17 protein-coding genes are annotated in these 18778 nt (G+C 35.0%); 2 read left to right on the plus strand and 15 right to left on the minus strand.

What is annotated here, in order from left to right; genetic code table 11:
• Positions 1 to 18: 18 nt before the first annotated feature.
• From MTN96_RS06190 to galU, 15 genes are all read right to left on the minus strand, one after another.
• Positions 19 to 537 carry a polysaccharide biosynthesis/export family protein gene (locus MTN96_RS06190; protein ID WP_096739743.1) on the minus strand — a complete coding sequence of 173 codons (519 nt, stop codon included), beginning with the start codon at positions 535 to 537 and terminating at the stop codon, positions 19 to 21.
• Positions 534 to 1751 (minus strand): outer membrane beta-barrel protein, encoded by a 1218-nt coding sequence (locus MTN96_RS06195; RefSeq protein ID WP_096739744.1) that lies wholly within the window; start codon positions 1749 to 1751, stop codon positions 534 to 536. The genes MTN96_RS06190 and MTN96_RS06195 overlap by 4 nt, the downstream gene beginning before the upstream one ends.
• Positions 1735 to 3138, minus strand: coding sequence for an undecaprenyl-phosphate glucose phosphotransferase (locus MTN96_RS06200; RefSeq protein ID WP_096739745.1), 1404 nt, complete (start codon positions 3136 to 3138; stop codon positions 1735 to 1737). The genes MTN96_RS06195 and MTN96_RS06200 overlap by 17 nt, the downstream gene beginning before the upstream one ends.
• 294 nt (positions 3139 to 3432) lie before the next feature.
• Positions 3433 to 4425 carry a glycosyltransferase family A protein gene (locus tag MTN96_RS06205; protein ID WP_157774079.1) on the minus strand — a complete coding sequence of 331 codons (993 nt, stop codon included), beginning with the start codon at positions 4423 to 4425 and terminating at the stop codon, positions 3433 to 3435.
• Between the two features lie 51 nt (positions 4426 to 4476).
• Entirely contained in the window at positions 4477 to 5358 is an 882-nt protein-coding gene (locus tag MTN96_RS06210; RefSeq protein ID WP_096739747.1) for a polysaccharide pyruvyl transferase family protein, read from the minus strand.
• 1 nt (position 5359) lies between these two features.
• Positions 5360 to 6835 carry an oligosaccharide flippase family protein gene (locus MTN96_RS06215; RefSeq protein ID WP_248530977.1) on the minus strand — a complete coding sequence of 492 codons (1476 nt, stop codon included), beginning with the start codon at positions 6833 to 6835 and terminating at the stop codon, positions 5360 to 5362.
• A complete protein-coding gene (locus tag MTN96_RS06220) occupies positions 6832 to 7788 on the minus strand; it encodes a glycosyltransferase family 2 protein (RefSeq protein WP_248451178.1) in 957 nt (318 codons plus the stop codon). The genes MTN96_RS06215 and MTN96_RS06220 overlap by 4 nt, the downstream gene beginning before the upstream one ends.
• 50 nt (positions 7789 to 7838) lie before the next feature.
• Positions 7839 to 9008, minus strand: coding sequence for a glycosyltransferase (locus MTN96_RS06225; protein ID WP_248451177.1), 1170 nt, complete (start codon positions 9006 to 9008; stop codon positions 7839 to 7841).
• A gap of 69 nt (positions 9009 to 9077) precedes the next feature.
• A complete protein-coding gene (locus tag MTN96_RS06230) occupies positions 9078 to 9890 on the minus strand; it encodes a glycoside hydrolase family 16 protein (RefSeq protein ID WP_248451176.1) in 813 nt (270 codons plus the stop codon).
• A complete protein-coding gene (locus MTN96_RS06235; protein WP_248451175.1) occupies positions 9887 to 10798 on the minus strand; it encodes a glycosyltransferase family 2 protein in 912 nt (303 codons plus the stop codon). The genes MTN96_RS06230 and MTN96_RS06235 overlap by 4 nt, the downstream gene beginning before the upstream one ends.
• A gap of 18 nt (positions 10799 to 10816) precedes the next feature.
• Positions 10817 to 11731: a glycosyltransferase gene (locus MTN96_RS06240; RefSeq protein ID WP_004587718.1), complete on the minus strand. Its 915-nt coding sequence runs from the start codon at positions 11729 to 11731 to the stop codon at positions 10817 to 10819.
• 51 nt (positions 11732 to 11782) lie between these two features.
• Positions 11783 to 12676 carry a glycosyltransferase family 2 protein gene (locus MTN96_RS06245; protein WP_138577736.1) on the minus strand — a complete coding sequence of 298 codons (894 nt, stop codon included), beginning with the start codon at positions 12674 to 12676 and terminating at the stop codon, positions 11783 to 11785.
• Positions 12677 to 12688: 12 nt separating this feature from the next.
• Positions 12689 to 13666 carry an NAD(P)-dependent oxidoreductase gene (locus MTN96_RS06250; protein WP_248451174.1) on the minus strand — a complete coding sequence of 326 codons (978 nt, stop codon included), beginning with the start codon at positions 13664 to 13666 and terminating at the stop codon, positions 12689 to 12691.
• Positions 13659 to 14864, minus strand: coding sequence for an O-antigen ligase (locus MTN96_RS06255; protein ID WP_248530979.1), 1206 nt, complete (start codon positions 14862 to 14864; stop codon positions 13659 to 13661). Before MTN96_RS06255 ends, MTN96_RS06250 begins: the two co-directional genes overlap by 8 nt.
• 49 nt (positions 14865 to 14913) lie before the next feature.
• Positions 14914 to 15801, minus strand: a complete 888-nt coding sequence (galU, locus tag MTN96_RS06260) for a UTP--glucose-1-phosphate uridylyltransferase GalU (protein ID WP_096739757.1) — start codon at positions 15799 to 15801, stop codon at positions 14914 to 14916.
• Positions 15802 to 16142: 341 nt separating this feature from the next.
• On the opposite strand from galU, the gene MTN96_RS06265 reads away from it, so the two are divergent.
• Positions 16143 to 16742, plus strand: a complete 600-nt coding sequence (locus MTN96_RS06265) for a transglutaminase-like cysteine peptidase (protein WP_282446997.1) — start codon at positions 16143 to 16145, stop codon at positions 16740 to 16742.
• 25 nt (positions 16743 to 16767) lie between these two features.
• On the plus strand, positions 16768 to 18771 hold the full coding sequence (locus tag MTN96_RS06270; RefSeq protein ID WP_248530980.1) for an EAL domain-containing protein: 2004 nt from the start codon (positions 16768 to 16770) through the stop codon (positions 18769 to 18771).
• Positions 18772 to 18778: the final 7 nt, after the last annotated feature.

The raw sequence follows: 18778 nt of genomic DNA on the forward strand, positions 1-18778 counted from the left end.
ACTGCCTTGTAAACTGCTTTAAAACAAGCGTTGTTCTATTTTAATTGTATCGCCCGCTGCAATTTGGCTGTTTAAATTTCCCTTTTGTTGCTGCTGTTTTGTTTGCTCTTTAAATATAAAAATTTTATCGACAGATGCTCGCTCAGTTAAGCCGCCAGCAAGCGCTATAGCTTGATTCACAGTCATAGCAGGTTGATAAGGGTAAGCACCAGGATTTTTAACTTCACCATGAATATAGAAGGGTCTGTACTGAATTACTTGTACATAAACATTGGGGTTAACTAGATAATCTGGGCGTAAACCTTTAGCAATTACATGTTCAACCTCTGAGGTATTAAGTCCTGAAAGCGTTACTTTTCCTAAAAACGGATAATTAACCTCCCCGCTATTGCCAAGGAGTGCTGTCACCGTTAAGTCAGGTTCGCCGAATACCTTAATTTCTACTTTATCACCAGCACCTAAGACATAATTTTTGTCACTTTGGGCAAAGCAAACATTACAAACTAGAGATAGTACTAAAAAAAAAACAAACTTCATTTATTAGCCTTTAATGCAAATGTAAAATTAATTCCTACAGTTACTCTGTCATATTCAATTAAATATTGACTAGAGTTTTTATCAACAAAGTCTACGTATGTGGAAACCATACCAAATTTATTTGCCATATAACTTATACCCAAGCGAAGATTTTTAGTTTTATCTTCTCGGCCAATGTTTCCTGTATACTGTTCATTCATATAACTAACTCTAGCAAGTGAGCTTAGTTTATTGCTCCAATCATGACTCCAGTCCACACCATATAGACTTTCTTTAATATAATCCCCTTGCACAAGAGGATCCTTTGCTGAACGACTGGTTCTTAATTGCAGCGTAGAATAACTAAGCGGTTTCCAACTGACAGAAGCCTCCCAGCTTAAACCACTAAAACTCTCACGCTCATTAGCTTCAAAGTCTTTATTCTGATAGCCTAACTTGAATGTTCCTGAAGTTATTGCTGAAGCGTCCCACTGTATGCCTCCAAGAATTTTCAGGTCGTTGCTATCTCTCGTTACACCACTACTGGCTAATACGTCATAACGATAGTTTTCTTGTTTAGCCTCTATAAACATTCGAGTAGCTGCTTGAGTATTATAATAACCAGTAATACCAACTAAATATTTATCGTAGTCGCGATATTGTGAGAGCTCTCTAAAATTTTGATATTCTTTACTAAAATACCCCCCCTCAAATGCAATTAACGCTTTGGCGCTTTGCGCACCATATTCGTAACGAGCAGAAGCATTTTTCAATTGATACTTAACTAACTCATCAATATCATCACCAAGACCTTCTGTTAAACCACGACCCCTCTTTTCATATAGCCAATCTATATTACCTTTCATATCAAGACGCTGTTTACTGGTAAACTCTTTATGAATAGCTGTTCCAATATTTACTTGGGTATAATTATCGAGCGAATCTTTATTATGTAATGCGCTATACGTGCCGATATCTAATTTATAGCTATCAGGCCCGTCTTCAATTGCAGCTTTTAAATTTGGCTCAAAAGTCCAAATTAAGCGTGACTTTTCATCTTCTGGCGTACTGAAAAAGTTATTATCACTGCTGAAGCCGGTCTGAATGGTCGGTGTTATTTTGACTCCACTTTCAGTTATAATACTACCATGTGAAAAGCTAGCAATTGCAGGCAAAGCTAAGAACAGGTTGAAAAAGGTAACTACAAATAAAAGTGTTTTAATATGCATTTGCATTTTTGAACCCTTTAAAAATTGTCATAAAAATAATTTTTATATCTAACCAAAGCGACCAATGTTTAATATAGTGGAGGTCAAATTCAACACGTTTTTCCATTTTATTTAGGGTATCAGTTTCGCCTCGCCAGCCATTTATTTGTGCCCAACCTGTAATACCAGGCTTAGCTTTGTGACGTAACATATAAAACTCTACTTTTTTACGATATTCCTCATTATGCGCAACAGCGTGAGGCCGAGGCCCTACGATAGACATATCGCCTTTTAATACATTTATAAATTGGGGAAGCTCATCTAAACTAGTACGACGTAAAAAGCTGCCCAGTGGCGTGATACGAGCATCATTTCTTTTAGCTTGAGTAACCACATCACTGTTTTCTGTAACACTCATAGAGCGAAACTTCCATACCTTTATCTTTCTGCCATCGAGGCCATAGCGATCTTGTTTAAAAATAACAGGTCCTTGAGATGTTAGTTTTACTGCTAGTGCTAGAGCAATTAGCAAAGGAGAAATAAGCATCAAAATCAACACCGCAACTACTATGTCTTCAGTGCGCTTGATAAACTCTCGTGCTCCTATAAAGGGAGATTCAAACACACTTAGTGTATCAAGCTCTCCAACATGTTCAATTCGCGCGTGTATCAAGTTAGAAACTAAAAAATCTGGAATAATATGTACATCAACCGTAGTGTCGCCCAACTGTAACAATATATCAGCAATTCGCTTATCTGCTTTCATTGGTAGTGCAATATATAAAACACCTATATCCCCATTGCGGGCAGCACTTACAGCATCTTGCACTTTCCCTGACACTTCGTATTTGATCGAGTTCTCAAATAAACGCTCTGGTTTTCGGTCGTCGTAAAAGCCTAAGAACCTGAATCCTAATTCATCATTTTTGTTGATCTCATTATATAGGTGAACGGCTGACTCAGTAGCCCCAACAATTGCAACGTTACGTAAATTGATCCCTAACTTTCTCCTATTTCTTTTAAATAAATATGCTGCCAGCCGCCAACCATACATAAATGTTACACTTAGAAGAAACCATAACCCGAGGCCTATTCTAGAAAGCGAGTCGGAGAATTTAAATATAAAAGAAACTAAAAGTAGAAATGAGAATGAGATAAATAAAGCCCCACAAGCACACATTACCATGGTTCTAAACTTCCCTGCACGCCATGACCTGTATGCAGATAAAATTTCAGCGAAATATAAAAAACTCAATGCTACTGTTAATGCAGTAACCATGTATATAGGAGTAAGGTCAATTCCGTAGAATAAAACAGAGAATTGAAAAGCAATAAATAATGCAAAAATGTCGAATAATCGATAAAAATTAGCATCTGAAGAGCCAGTTGGTTTAAATGTCCTTGAAGATGTCATACTATTAATCCTTATAGATATCTTGAAGTGAGAATGCTTACAAAAGCGTAAATTATGTTATATGAGTATATTCAAAGATTCAATAATACAATCCAGTTATACGTGAATTAAAAAAATAAATCAGCAAACATACAAAATAAAAATAAATATAAACTAAGCTAAACAAAGTTAAACAAATCTTTCATTCAAAATTCTATTTAGCTTGAAATAAACTAATATTTATAAACGTTGTACAAACAAAACTTCTTCACCTTACCCAGAGCCTGCCACCATATTATATTAAAAATCACATTTTCATTTTAATATAAAGTTAAATAACCTTAGGGGTAATAAAATTAAGGTAGCTGGACTCGTCCTAAATATTTTAATCAACAACCCTTTATTTAAACCTTTACCAGTAATTACATGCTTTACTAATAAATATGAATATTGTTCTTCAAGTCGAGAAACATTAGATTTAACAATTTTTTTCTGGTTACAATTTAAATTAAAGTGCGTATAGATTTTTCTATAAAATAAAGCTTCGTACCCGATCCTGCTTGCAGCTTCTTTCTTTGACCAGTCAAATGAATCAAAAAATATGTTCACTCCTCTACCACAATAAACACCTTTTTTAAAAGAAAATACAACCTTATTAGAGCTATTTACCAGCTGTAACCAAAGAAAATAATCCTCTCCTGCACTAAGTAATGACTCATCAAAACGGTGATCTTTGAGGTTATCAAATTTATACACTACACTTGAAGTTTGGCTTATATAATATTTTAGAAACAAGCTAAAACAATCCTCACCACTGAGTATTGCAAGCTCTTTTTCTATATGGATATTGTATTCTTTGCAAGCTCTATCAAAATCATTAAAACAGCCAACTTCTTTAAATAAAGAATGCTCAGAGTCAAAGCGACTATGATCTGAAAAATAAAAATCAGCATTGTCTGCACACAATGCTTTGATTGCAGTCTCTATATGAAAGTCTAACCAACAATCATCTGAATCTAAAAATGAAACCACTGATATATTCTGTTCACTTAGATAATCAAGGGCTCGGTTCCTAGCCGCAGCAGGACCTTGGTTATGTTGCTCGATAACCTTTAGAGTACAGTTTTGAGGCAATATTAACTCATTAACTTCACTTAGTGCTTTAATAGGTGAACCATCATCTACGATAGTAATTATGAATTTTACACCGACAACTTTTTGCTTAAAAATTGAATTCAGCGCATTGAATAAAAGTCCATTTTCTTTTTGATAAAAAGGAATAACAACTCCTACATTTACTATATCCATTATATATTCCTTTATATTACAGCTCATATGAATTCTATTTTAATACTAATTTTATATTATTAAATCACAATACTGTGATAACTTACTCAAAGCCATATCAGCTTTTAACTCAAATATTTTATCATCACTCAACTGGCCACCCGTTTTAGCTAACTTCAACAATTTATCGCTGGCATTATCAATGTAATATTTGTCTGTAAAACTCAAAACTTTAGCGAATTGTCTACTTCGTTTACCAGCCCCTAGCTTACCGGTCATTTGAGACCATGAGTCCTTGATAGATGAACTTGGCATTTGGCTAAACTCTAAATTTATATCCAGTGATTCAGCCCAGTCGAACCATTTATTATGGTGTATCGGAAGTATTGGCTTTAGTGCAACCCAAGGTACCCTTAATGTGTCAGCTAAAATAGTCCCATGCATTGCTTCAGTAATAAGTAATTCAGTTTTGTCTATTTCACTTAAGGAAAATAAAACATCAGGGTTTGTAGGATCTATAAAATTTATGCCCGCATGTGTACAAACTTCCTGCCAATTTCCACGGGTTATGCTTTCATAATGCGGCATAAAACTAACCTTATACTTTTTACTCTGTTTAGGTAGCTGCATAAAGTGCGTTAATATTGCGGCATCGGTAATTGCTAAAGAAGGGTTTATATTTAAAGCTGCAGCAGTCCTTGGCCCTCTTACAAACGCAATATCCCAACTGCTATCATGGACGTCTGGTTTTGGGGTATAACCACCATAACCTGAGCCCATCACTATTTTTTTTGGTTTCTTAGGTAAGTAATCCCACAAAATAGAGCCAATACCTAAAAATAGCTTTGAGTCGTCTTCATCAAAAAAGCTAGGTGAAACTAGCGAATCCCACATATATTTATTTAGCTCATCACCGAAGTTAGGTACGTGACCTGAAAAATAGGTTAATTTCACTTCAAATTTCCTTATAATTTTGTTTATGTGCTAATTTTAAAATAATTTTGTTTTTTGGAAAAATACTTAAGGCGCTTGAGGTCAGTTTACCTCCGTCAAAGAGGTACATTAATGTGAAATAGATAACTATAAAGAATAACCCTTCTATAACTATTTCTAAAATTGTTGTCCCTAAATAAAAGATGTTACTTAAACTTAGTGTTAGTAATATACTTATGACAGCACAGATAACAGGTGATGTAAGACTTGTAAGATATTCACTAATAGTTATATTTAATAATTTACAAGAACGCGCCATTGATGCACTGCAATAGGTTAACTTTCCAAGTATCAAAGCGGCTAAAAAGTAATTAAGCCCCCAAAATAAACTTATTGTGGTTAACGGCACTATGATTAAAGACAACTTTAGCTGTAATTTAAACCACCATTTAGCATTGTTGGTTAATAAAATAATATTTTTCTGTGGGATACCTAATATCACAATCATGTAAACGATACAAAACGCTTTAAATATTAATACAGATTCAATCCATTTCTCTGTAAATAAGACAACAAAAATATCAGTTGAATATGCAAGTAAAAAAATAAAAATAGGATATAGAAGCAAAACTGAAAAATAAACAGAGTTTAAAAAACCTTTTTTAAGGTTGCCATTCTGTGCTTGCGTTTTCGCCAATATGGGGAAGCTAACTTCTGAGACTGTACCAATAAAAACCTCATTCATTATAGTAGATAACCTTTTTGCCACACTGTAAAAACCAAGCTGTCTATTACCTAATATACTACCAATAATTAGTGACTCATAATGACTTAAAGCAAAAGTAAGGCCATTTGTTAAAGTGGTATATATAGCAAATGAATTAAGCTTAATAATACAATTAAACTTGAATATAAATTTCACTTTATCTCTGGTTGGAATGTACACTACTAAAAAGTTGAAAATGGACAGCACCACCTGTGACCAAATTAATGCCCATATACCATAATCTAAAACAAGTAATGTTATTATTATAGTAGCTGATAAAACTCCTGAAAAAAATGTTCTTAAAGCTAAATGTGCATACTTTTGTTCCTTCAAAAGCACTATATTTAATGTAGCATAAAGCCCATCAAAAATTAGTTTTAGGCAAAATATTGATAAAGCGATATTGAATATTTCTGTCTGGAAGTCGAAGAATGAAACTAAACAAAAAGCGAGTATTAGTAGCACCAATATTATTGAAACAATAAAGTGGAGCCAAAAAATACTACTAATCGTTAAGGTATCATCTATTTGGTATTTTATTATCGATTCACGCCAGCCAACAGGCATAAAACTACTAGATATATAAATAATTGACAGTGAGAATGCGATTAGACCGAAATCTTCTGGAGCTAAAATACGTGCTGAATACGTAAATACAGCAAAATTAATTATTGGCGGAAAAAACTTACTGACAAATAGCCAAAGAATTCCATAAGATTTATTTATGCTCACTTATTTAATCTTCTTTTAACTACGCGAATGAAAAACTGAGTCCTTAAATTTTTTAAAATAAAAATAAAAGCTGAAAAGGAATTAGTAATAGATTTAATTGTTGTTTTATAGCGCTTATTTTTTATAGATGAATAAAAGCAAATCCATTGAATTTTCATATTAATACTTTTAGCGTGACGTAGTAGTAACTTTCTTTCTTTGCTCGATAAACTTTTTATTTTTGCAAGTGCGTAGTCACAATCTCTTAAATGAATTAAATCAGTTTTACTATGGTTGCCAGAGAGGGAATTTTCTCTAACAACAGCTACATAGCCAGATGCTTCAATTAACTTCAGTTTTGCGCCCAAAATTAAGCAGCGGCAATAGAACTCATAATCTTCACCAAGACGCATATTTTCTTGGTAGCTTAAATTGTATTTTTCTAAAAACTGACGCTTTATGATTGGTTTTATAAACCCGAGCTCTTTTCTAAACTCACCTTTTTTAGTAATGTTTGATTCAATAAAATCTGATAAAGATATTATTGCCGGAAAGTCCTGCCTGTCTCCAAGCATCTTTGTTTTACGTGCTAGCGGGTCAGTTTCATTTATACGAAACTTATCATCAGCAATTAAGTCTTCGCCTTCACTATAAGCTAATAGTTTTTCATAACGACCAGTTTCAATGTAATCATCAGAATCTAACACAGTAACCCATTTTGAAGTCGCCCTAGAAAGGGCAATATTACGTGCCTTCCCGGGACCACTATTCACTTCAGTAGAAAAGATACTTACTTTAGAGAACTTAGCATTTAAACAGGTTAAAACTTGCATTGTGTTATCTGTAGAGCAATCATCAACAACTATCACTTGGTTAACAAATTTATCATTGACTACTGATTCTACTGCTCTAGTAATTGTTTTTTCTGCATTATAAGCAGCAATAATAACTGCTATAGTATCGTTCTCAGACAAAATATATCCCTATTGTTAACTTTTACACTGTTAGCCTTTACAACGTATATTCACCTTGTAGAATTTGCTTTTTTCCAAGTAACCGTTTTTTTACCTGTAATTGACTGTAATATACCAATACCCGCAGCAATATTCGCCATAGTAAAGTATTCTGCAATGGCAGCTATTTTTGAAACAACAGGCACTTTAGGAAATTTTTCAAACCAAGATAATACAGCCATTATATAAAACGAGACTTGCGCTATTAAGATTACTTTAAATAAATAACCACTCTCAAAAATCGCTAAATACACATTAGAAACTAATGCCAACACCATAAATAATAAACTATACCAACGTAATACTTTATGTGAGTAAAGCTTCCATAAATTAAAAAGCGACAAAGTATTTAAACATTCTGATCGTAAATGCTTATAGCTATTATAAGAGCGATTACTAATTCTGATTTTTCTCGGGAATTCTTCTGCGGTACTTTCAGCACCTTTTTCATAAGCAACTATAGTATCATCAAACTTTAGCTTATAACCCTGATTGATAACGCCCATAGACGAGCAGAAGTCATCAAGCACATGCACTGGAAGCTCTCTTAATAAGCTTGTTCTTATAGAAAAAATAGAGCCATCTGCACCCATCATTGAGCCAGATAAAGACTCTGATTTTTTAATCATTTCTTCGTATTTCCAATACAAGCCATTACTTTGTGCTGCTCCTTCAAGATCATCGTTTGTATAAATTAATTGACCTGCAACCCCACCTACTTCGTCGTCTTTATAGCACTTTGAAATTTGCAATAATGCATCTTTTTTCAAATAAACATTAGCGTCGGAAAAAACTAAAAAATCACATTCAACACCAGCTAAAGCTTTATTGATTGCGTTAGTTTTCCCCAAGCCATCACTTACTTCAAATAATTCGACTCTTCCAGGATATTTATCTACATAACTTTTGGTTATTGAAACAGTTTGATCTGTTGACGTATCTGATATTACTAGTACTTTATAGCTCGCTTTATCGTAATCTAAAGCCAAGTGGTTTTCGATTTTTTTGCTGATCACTGATTCTTCGTTATGAGCTGGTACGACAATAACAATACTCTTATCATTAGCTGTAAATGTGGTATTTACATACTCTTTTTTAACAGCACCAAAAATGTATATGATTAAAGGAAAAAAAACATATATATATAATAAAATAAATACCGAAATAAAAAATATCACCATCACTCATTACCATCCATTGCTTTGCTTTTATATAAAAGCATCAAAGTCAAAACTTTATCAATTACATTCCTACTGATAAACCCTGACATAATCTATTAAAAACTGCTGAGGAAATATAGAATCATCAATTCCATGTTTTCCTCCCCAAGAACCACCAATTGCTAAGTTAATTATTAAATACATCGGCTCATCAAAAGGCCATGATTCGGTATTATCATCTTCTTTTTCATAACTAAAAACTAGCTTATCATCTATAAAAAACTTAATAACATTAGAATATTTTTCAACAGCATATATATGATATTCAGATAAGAGATTTTTTAATGTAAACCCCTTATTTATCGCTTTTTTATTCTGGTGATTTCTTATCTTAGTATGCAGAGCTATATGCACTTTATCTTTTTGGTAACCAACATATTCCATCATGTCTATTTCGCCTTTAGCTGGCCAGCCTTTGCCTTGCTTATCGACTCCAAGTAGCCATATTGCAGGCCAAACTCCAATGCCATGGGGTAATTTAGCACGTACTTCAATTTTTGCATTCGTCCATGAATGCAAATTACGTGTAGATAAACTAGCAGATGTATACATAGGTTTTGGAGAGTCAAATAATTCATCCAATAGACTAGTTTCTACACTCTCCAACTTCCTTGCCTCAATTATTAAAATTCCATCTTTAACTCTTGCGTTATGAAGGTTGTTTGCTACATACAACTGTTTTTCACCATTTCGTACATAGCCTTGTTCGTACCCCCACTTTTCACTAGCAGGTAGGCCATCGCTGTTAAACTCATCACTCCACACTAACTGATTGTACTCTTGTGCATAGAGTGGCCAAGAGAAAGCCTGTAAGCAAAAGAAGTAAAATAAGTGTATTTTCACGCGTAGCTCCTAACATTACCACCGGAGAAGAGCCCATAAAAAAAACCAACACCGTGGGATAAGTCACATAAACTATCTAAACATGTATGCTTCGAACTAATAAAGTACGGCAAAAATGAAAGTAAACCTTTTGCCAAATAAGCAGCCCCTTTAAAGCAGCAAGTAAAAAGTGCTCCTAAGAAAGTCTTATTACAGCTTTCAATTTTAAAGCCTGTAGCACCCATTCTAAAGCAGCGACGTAAAGCCCATTTAGTTGTTAAGCGTTCAATAACGATATGTTCTTGAACTATTGCATTATTAACCCACTTAATTTTGCCACCACATGCTGTTAACCTCAAAAAGAGCTCTTTATCTTCTCCACCGTGAATAAGCGACTCGTTGAAGCTAAGATTCAGTTTTTTAAGTGTATTAACATTAATCAAGATATTATTGGTAGCAGCCCATTTCACCATCACACCATCCCTTAATTTACGCTCGTGGTACAAACGGGCTAAGTTAAAATATTTATGAGTGCCTTTGGGAAATATGGCTTTTTGGGGGCCTGCAACTACATCATAGCCCTTCGCTTTATCACACAGTAAGTTCAGCCAGTTTTTATCTGCATAAGCATCGTCATCAATAAACGCCAAGTAGTCGTACTGGTTATTTTGTGCATAATTTAGTGCATTATTCCTTGCAAACGGTATCCCTTGTTTAGTTTCTAAAACGTGTATTAGATTAATTTTTTTATTGTTAGTAAACTTACTCACGCTGCTATTAACTACTTGAGTCAATTCGGAATTATTTTCAACAATTAATATACTTAGCTCTATGCTGCTAATGTAGCTTTGTTCAAGGATACTTAAAATACATTGCTCGAAAGTCGCGATTCTACTTCCTGTTGTTAACACGGCTACTAATACTCTCAAATTACTCTCCCTGTTTTCTTAACTTAATAAGCGTTTACGTATTGGTAACCATAGCAGCCTGCAAGCTGTTGGGTTTATAACTGCAATAGAAAGTGATTTTAAAATCTTTTTACGCTTTATTGATTTTACAAGCAAAATATAAGCTTTAGTGTTTGATAAGTTTCTATTTCTTATTTTAAGAGCTGCATTTTCACTTTTATTAAGTTCATACATCTCTACAAATTTTCTATCGCCCCACTGAAACCTTGAAATATGCCCTTCAGTTAACTGGCCAGAAATGGAGTCGCCTCTAATGGTGTATACATACCCGAAAAAGTCTAAAACTTTTGCTACTGCATTAGCCGCTAAACACGATGCTAAAAAGTAGTAATCCTCACCAATTCGAACTTCAGGCCAGTATTCCACTTTTGTTTTTACTAAAAACGATTTTAAAAAAAGAGGCTTTACGTAACCTGTGGTTTTTTTACCCATGAAATCTGCATTCCCGCTTATAAATTCTGCTAAGGATAAGTTGCCTGTTTTGAGTTCATCATTAGTGTAAAAAGGAGATAGCGCCTGCTCTCCCTCACGGCACATATAAAAATTATCTATAAGAATATCTGTAGCATCATCTTCAGAATTAAGCATTTCGCTCAATCTATTAGGTAAGAAATAATCATCAGAGTCTAAAATTGCGATCCACTTACCTTTTGCAGCTTCAAATCCAATATTACGTGCATAACCTGGCCCCCCATTGCTATTCGATTTGATTAACCTAACCCGCTCATCGCGATAATTCTCAACAACCTCACAGGTGTTATCGCTTGAAAAATCATCAACAACGATAACCTCAAGAGAAACCTTTTGTTGAAGCGCCGAATCTATTGCTTTGCTAATAAATTTTTCTGAATTCCAAGCAGCAATAACAACTGATACTTTTAAATCAGCTTTCATCTAGTAACCTATTGCAGTTATCCATTGAATACATACTCCCTTTATCACTATCTAATACTGAATTATTTCTTTTTTACCAAACAGTTTTGCAAGCACCCCAACATGAAGCGTGCCTCTAAGGAGCCAATGATATTTTTTGTTTTTACCTAGTATTGAAAGTAGGCACATTAGTATACAAAATGAAAATTTACAGCTAGCTAAAGTGCTGTATTTTATTTTATCTAGTACACTGATATTTTTAGTTATTAGACGTGCGCCGCATGTTTGTCCAAACCTGAACTTCCTTTTTAATAACCACATCAGGTTGGCACGTTCAGGCGGTACATCTTCAGTAACCAATGCATCTTTTGCGAATGCAAAGCATCCACCATTAGAATAAACATAAGAAAAAAAGCTACTATCTTCTCCGCCTGATTTACCTAAAGCAAGATCAAACCTCAACCCCTTACAAGCTTGGTGCTTTAAGTTAATCAGAGCATTTGCTGTAGAAGTTGTTTTTATTACCCCTTTAACAAAAACTGGTTGTTGAGAATGAAAATCACATATTTTCATCCAGCTAGGCGCACTGTCGTCATATATCGCTTTAACAGGTCCACATACTACCGCTACTTTTTCCTGCTGCGCTTTTTTATATAAGTTTGAGAGCCAATTAATGGAAGCCACTTCATCATCATCTATACATGCCAACCAATTACTATCTGCATTGTCTAAACACGCATTTCTTGCAATAGAGATATTTTGAGAAGGGGCATGGATATAAATTAAGCGCAACCCAAACTCTTCTGCCCACCCCTCTATTTTAGCTCTTGCTTTATCGGTCTTATCATTATCGGCTATAAGCACTTTTAGCGTTATTTCTCTTGGCAAGCATTGCTTTGAGATAGAATATAGAGTCTCTTTAAGGCTATCTCGTTTATAAGTACAAATTGCCACGCAAATATCCATAGAGAGATCCTATTAATTAAACTTTCCATCTGTAGAGGATGACCACTTGCTTAAAGCGACCTCTACACCACCATCGAACTTTTTACCTTTAGATACTAACCACCCAGGGTAAACGTCTGTTGATTTAACTAACTTCATTACCCGCTCGGGGTGAATTCCAATGTTAAACGCATTAAATAAACGCAAAGCTTTAGCCACCCCGAGCACAATAAATTTTGGTAGCATTACTGTTTTTACGTCTGAAAAGTGGTTAGCCTGAAAAATATCTATTATATCTTCAAGTGTATAACCTTGATGGTATGCTCCATTAAATGTTATTAATGTCTGTCTTTGATCTTCAGCAAAGCTAATGGCTTCAATTAAATCATCTACATAAATGCATGCTTTTATTGTATTTTTCCTGCCCGGATAAATAAAAAAACCCTTACTAAGTAAAGTCGCTAGGCGCGTAAAGTTACCCCCTTCTCCAGGCCCAAAGACTACTGCAGGCCGCACTATCACTAACTTATTAATTGCAGAGTTTTTATTAAGCCATTCTTTATGAACTTTCTCTGCTATCATTTTCGAGTATCCGTAAGATGATGTAGGCTGTAATTCGGTTTCTTCTGTTTTTTGATCTTCGCCCGGACCATAAACTGAAATTGAGCTAGTAAAAATTATATTTTTGATACCCGCTCTTTCAGCATACTTACATACTTCAAGTGCTCCACAGATGTTTGTTTCATAGTATTCATGATGTTCATGGCCTGGTGTCATGTGGATCGCCGCAAAGTTATAAATTTTATCGATGTTATTGAATAGCTCTAATGATGATAAGTCCCTCACATCAGCTACAATATAATTCACCCCTTTGCGTGGGGATTTTGGCTCTTTTATGTCCACAGAGATAATAGTTGTACAACCTTGTATAAGAAGCTTATCAATAAGGTGTGTGCCTATAAAACCTGAGCCACCAAATATAATTACACCTTTAGGTATTTCTTTACTCATAACGCTCATCTTCCTTTAAATAAACCCAAGATACACACATAAAAAAATGAATAACTGTGAACTGCTCAAACCAAACAGCTTCTAAAAAAGTTTGTAAAAACATATAGCTTAAAACTAAAATGGCAAAAAAATGTGAACTCCCAAAAGCAATGTTTCGTAAATCAAATATCCTACTTATGAATAGCTTTATTAAATATAAGTAAAGAAACAAACCAACTAGGCCAAGTTCAACGCCCATATCTACATACATATTATGGAAATTAAACCCTGCTCCAGAGGGGACATGGTGGAGTGCCCATATATCTTCGGCTATATTATTTCCAACATAAAATAAGCTCTGGAAACCCACTCCAAGTAATGGATTTTCCTGTATAAGTGATATCCCTCTTGCCCATAAGTGTGTGCGACCTGTTAAAGTTGGATCTTTACCAATGCTATACATAAGTTCATTAAAACTGCCATTGATAAGTGAATAGACTAAAAGGAACATACCGGTTAAAAAAACTAACAAGATACTCCAGTTCAGTTTTCCTCTAGTGAACTTATTTAAAGCTAAATTTTGGTAATAAATAATTACAATACAAATTAATATACTACCTAATACAAACACCATTGCGCCTAATGACTTAGCTTTAATTAAAACTAAAGTCGAAGTAATTAATAGCACAACCCCTAATATACGACTGGACCTATCAATCGTTTTATTGAGCGATAAGGTAAGTGCTAATGCAATGCACATAGAAGTATTTGCAGCTAAATAGTTTTTACTTCCAAAAATACCAATTAAACTTATTTCACCTGTCATACCATTTAGAGCAGTGCGAGATGAAACTAAACTCATCACCATAGCAATTAACATAATAAACGCGCCAGCCCTTAAAAATAAGTTAAGCCCCAAGCGACTAGCTATGACAACTGCGAAAATTGTAGTGAGTAAAAGCTGTATATTTGCCCGCAATGCCATTGCTGGAATATCTGACCAAATAACAGATAATAAGCATAAAGCTGGTATTAAAAACAACTCCCAATTTTTTTTACATACTCTCAGGGTAAAGTTGATGCCTGATGCAGCATAAGCAGTCCCAGCTATTAAAAAAGTTAAAGCCGCAAACGCGCCAAACATCGTATTAAATAACAATGCACCAACAGCTAGGGCCCCCCAAAATGAGGCGTATAAATGATCTTTTTTTATAAACATAAAAACTTAAAATGATGAACTCGCTATGTAGCTTTTTACTCATTACATTTTATAAGAGTGCTTTCACTTCCTTTGTAAATGCTTCTCCCAATTGGCTTGATTTCATCGCATATTCAACGTTTGCCAACATATAACCTAACTTAGAACCACAGTCGTGTGACTTCCCTTTTAGATGATAAGCCTCTAATGTTTCTAAGTGACGAAGTTGAAGTAGTGCGTCTGTTAGCTGTATTTCTCCACCTGCTCCGGGTGGTGTGTATTCAAGTAAATCCCAAATTATTTCTGACACGACATAGCGCCCAGTAATCGCTAGATTACTTGGTGCTTGATCATTATTTGGTTTTTCAATCATGTTTTTTATAACTGCATTCTCGCCGGCTTTTATTTTTTTACCCGCTAAATCAACCACTCCATATTGGTGAACTTGCTCTTGCGGTACAGGCTCTACCATAACTTGGTTATGGCCTGTTTTATCAAAGCGGTCGATCATTTGGCTTAAGTTGTCAGTTTTTGGATTAGATTTATATTTATCAATAATTACATCGGGGAGCATCACTGCAAAGGGGCTATTTCCTACGATTGGGCGCGCAGCAAGCACGGCATGGCCTAACCCTAAAGGGGCAGATTGACGAACAGAAATTACCGTTACATCTTTTGGTACTATTGAGCGTACTTCCTCTAAAAGACTACGCTTCACACGCGCTTCTAGAGTGGCTTCAAGCTCAAAACTCGTATCAAAGTGATTTTCAATTGAATTTTTGGAGGCGTGGGTGACTAAAACTATTTCTTTTATACCGGCAGCAACTGCCTCATTTACCACATATTGAATGAGTGGTTTGTCTACCAAGGGGAGCATTTCCTTAGGAATAGCTTTAGTGGCTGGTAGCATACGTGTACCAAGGCCAGCAACAGGTAGAACAGCTTTTAAAACTTTCACATTAATTCCTTTTATCTTATATAGAACAAAAAAAGATCTCGCAAAGCAAAGCCCATTAACGTTCTCACATACCCTATGTGTCTTACAGTATACACGCCCAAACAATCTACTCAACCAAAAAAACATCCTTTTTAACTGTTTTTTTGTTAAATTTATGTTGCACCAAATTAAACTTTTACGCACTAAATTAGTGCTTCCAATACTTTTATACTATCTACCTTTTTAATGTTAATGCAACTATACTAAAGCTCATTTTTAAAGGAATGCTTCAAAAGGGAATAGTAGTGCGCTTCATTTTTTGTGTTTTATTCGTATCATCTTTTATTGTGCACTCCCAAGATATGCTTACGAATTTGCGTAATAACGATATAATTTCATTTGCCCAGCAACAGTATGGTAGCCAAGGACACGCACGTATTAAAAGCTGGTTAAGTTTTATAGATGACGCTATCAACAAAAATGAATGGAAAAAAATACATCTTGTGAATGACTTTTTTAATGAAAAGATTAAATACAAGTCTGATCAAGCTCTTTGGCAGAAAGCTGATTATTGGGCAACACCACTTGAAAGCCTTGGCACTGGCATGGGTGATTGTGAAGACTATGTAATTGCGAAATACTTTACGTTACTCGCTTTAGGTATTCCTGAAGATAAAATTCGGTTAATGTATGTTCGTCATAAGGAGCTTAACCAACCCCATATGGTTTTAATTTATATTGAGCAGCCAAAGCAAATTCCTTATGTGCTAGGAAACTTCAATACAAAATTACTACCAGCAACTCAACGTACCGACTTAACGCCAATATACAGCTTTAATGGCCAAGGTTTATGGTTAGCTAAATCGAAGGGGTTAGGTAACAAAGTAAAAAACAGCCGTGGTGTATCTGCTTGGAATACAATGCTAGAGCGAATTGAACAAGGTGAGCTTGCTCCCATATAGAATAACGTTAAAGGAACTATTAGTTATGTCGTCTTTTTTTAAAAATGGCTTGAGTTTAAAAACGCAAGTTTATGGATTGATTATAGTCATTTCATTAATTTCTTTTTGTGTTCGGGTAGTTACCGATGTAGATACCACTCGCCAGTATTTGCAAACCCAAATGGGCAGCCACGCTCAAGACACCGCTACAAGTTTAGGGCTTTCTATTTCCCCCTACCTTGAAGAAGACAGCATAATGATTGCTCAAACAATGGCAACGGCCATTTTTGATTCGGGTTATTATAAGCAAATAAAATTTACTAATGCCCAGAACGAAGTGGTTTTTGAACTTGTAAACCCCAAACGTGTTGAATCGGTACCTAATTGGTTTATAGGTGCCGTTGAGCTTAATGCACCAAGTCGGCATTCGGAGTTGAATAATGGCTGGGTCATGGCGGGCACGCTTGAAGTAACAAGCCATGTTGGGCAATCGTATCTAACCCTTTGGGAACATACTAAACGCAGCTTTTATGGGTCGTTTTTGTTATTAATAGCGTCACTGGCTGTTGCATTTTTAATACTACGCGCGGTGTTTAAACCACTAAAAGCTGTAGAAAACCAAGCCCACCTAGTTACACGTAAACGCTTTACACTCAACGATGAAATACCTGTTGCCCGCGAGCTGCGCACCGTTACAAAAGCTATTAATAATATGGTTATGAACCTGCAAAGTACGTTTGACTCACTTACTAAGCAAACACAAGCCCTTACCGAAGAAGTATATATAGACCCTTTAACTGGTTTAGGTAACCGAAAGTCGTTTGATAACCATTTTAACTCGGTAGTTGATTCTATTAGCGATGAAACTCCCATTACCGCAATGATGATTACCCTGCCCTCGCTTGCAAACATCAATAAAACAGTAAGTTATCAAGACGGTGATGAGCACGTAAACGAAGTGGCAAACATACTCAAAACCAGGTTTGGCGAGCTTACTAATGCAAAAGTGTTTAGGTTAAATGGCAGTACCTTTATTGCCCTTGCGCCCTACGATAGTGATTTTTTAAATAGAACTCGCCTTGAAATTATTGATGCATTTAGCCAGCAAAAAAATAGTTTGCATGTTAATGGCTTTGCTAACTTTGCGTTAGTAAGTGTAGAAAAAGGAATGCCTGTAGGTCGCGTATTATCAGCGTTAGACACGGGCTGTACAATTGGTGACACAAACAATAATAAAATAGATAAAGACACTTTATTTAGTGTTAATCAGTGGCGCACACTTATTCAGTCAATTTTAGCATCTGGTGAAGTGAGTTTTTCAGTGCAACCTGTAAAACGTGCTAACTCACAAAATAAGCAATGCTATTTTGAGGTATTTGCTCACTTTATTCATGAAAACGAGAAAGTGAGTAACGGGCATTTGTTTGCTATGGCAGAAAAACTCAACTTAACTGAAGAGCTTGATAAAAAAATAATTCGTAATTTTGTTAATGTTAAAGAGCAATATCCAAATGATGTATTTGCACTCAACTTGAGTAAGGCATCTTTGTATTCAACTGATTTTATTGAATGGCTAACGCTTTATTCACACACAAAGCCTGTTATAAAAACTAACTTGTTATTTGAACTACACGAGATCAGCTTGCTTTATAATGTTCATATTGCCTCGCAACATATAGACATAATAAAAGACATAGGCATTAATGTATGTATTGAGCATTTTGGTACTAGCCTCACCTCCTTTAAATACTTACAAGGCTTAGATATTGAGTATGTAAAAATAGACGGTAGTTACATACAAGACTTACTAGATAACAGCCAAAGCCAATTTTTTATTCAAACAGTTAATAATATTTGTCATGGTTTTGGTATAAAGGTGGTAGCTTGTTTAATTGAAAAACCTGAAACATTACATACACTTGAAAACCTAGGGTGTGACGGTATACAAGGTAACTTAATTATACCACCGTCAAAAGTTATAGAAACTAAATGTAGTGGTATGAATAAACAGTTTACTTTTTGTACCAATACGCTAAGGTTCTGTAATTAGTAACCTC

It is taken from the genome of Pseudoalteromonas sp. 2CM28B (assembly GCF_023161935.1).

Bases quoted from the DNA above. Each gene is read 5' to 3' on its own strand.
- MTN96_RS06205 (WP_157774079.1), bottom strand. From the start codon at position 4,425: ATGGATATAGTAAATGTAGGAGTTGTTATTCCTTTTTATCAAAAAGAA.
- MTN96_RS06265 (WP_282446997.1), top strand. From the start codon at position 16,143: ATGCTTACGAATTTGCGTAATAACGATATAATTTCATTTGCCCAGCAA.
- MTN96_RS06200 (WP_096739745.1), bottom strand. From the start codon at position 3,138: ATGACATCTTCAAGGACATTTAAACCAACTGGCTCTTCAGATGCTAAT.
- MTN96_RS06195 (WP_096739744.1), bottom strand. From the start codon at position 1,751: ATGCAAATGCATATTAAAACACTTTTATTTGTAGTTACCTTTTTCAAC.
- MTN96_RS06250 (WP_248451174.1), bottom strand. From the start codon at position 13,666: ATGAGTAAAGAAATACCTAAAGGTGTAATTATATTTGGTGGCTCAGGT.
- MTN96_RS06245 (WP_138577736.1), bottom strand. From the start codon at position 12,676: ATGGATATTTGCGTGGCAATTTGTACTTATAAACGAGATAGCCTTAAA.
- MTN96_RS06225 (WP_248451177.1), bottom strand. From the start codon at position 9,008: ATGGTGATATTTTTTATTTCGGTATTTATTTTATTATATATATATGTT.
- MTN96_RS06240 (WP_004587718.1), bottom strand. From the start codon at position 11,731: ATGAAAGCTGATTTAAAAGTATCAGTTGTTATTGCTGCTTGGAATTCA.
- MTN96_RS06270 (WP_248530980.1), top strand. From the start codon at position 16,768: ATGTCGTCTTTTTTTAAAAATGGCTTGAGTTTAAAAACGCAAGTTTAT.
- MTN96_RS06255 (WP_248530979.1), bottom strand. From the start codon at position 14,864: ATGTTTATAAAAAAAGATCATTTATACGCCTCATTTTGGGGGGCCCTA.
- MTN96_RS06190 (WP_096739743.1), bottom strand. From the start codon at position 537: ATGAAGTTTGTTTTTTTTTTAGTACTATCTCTAGTTTGTAATGTTTGC.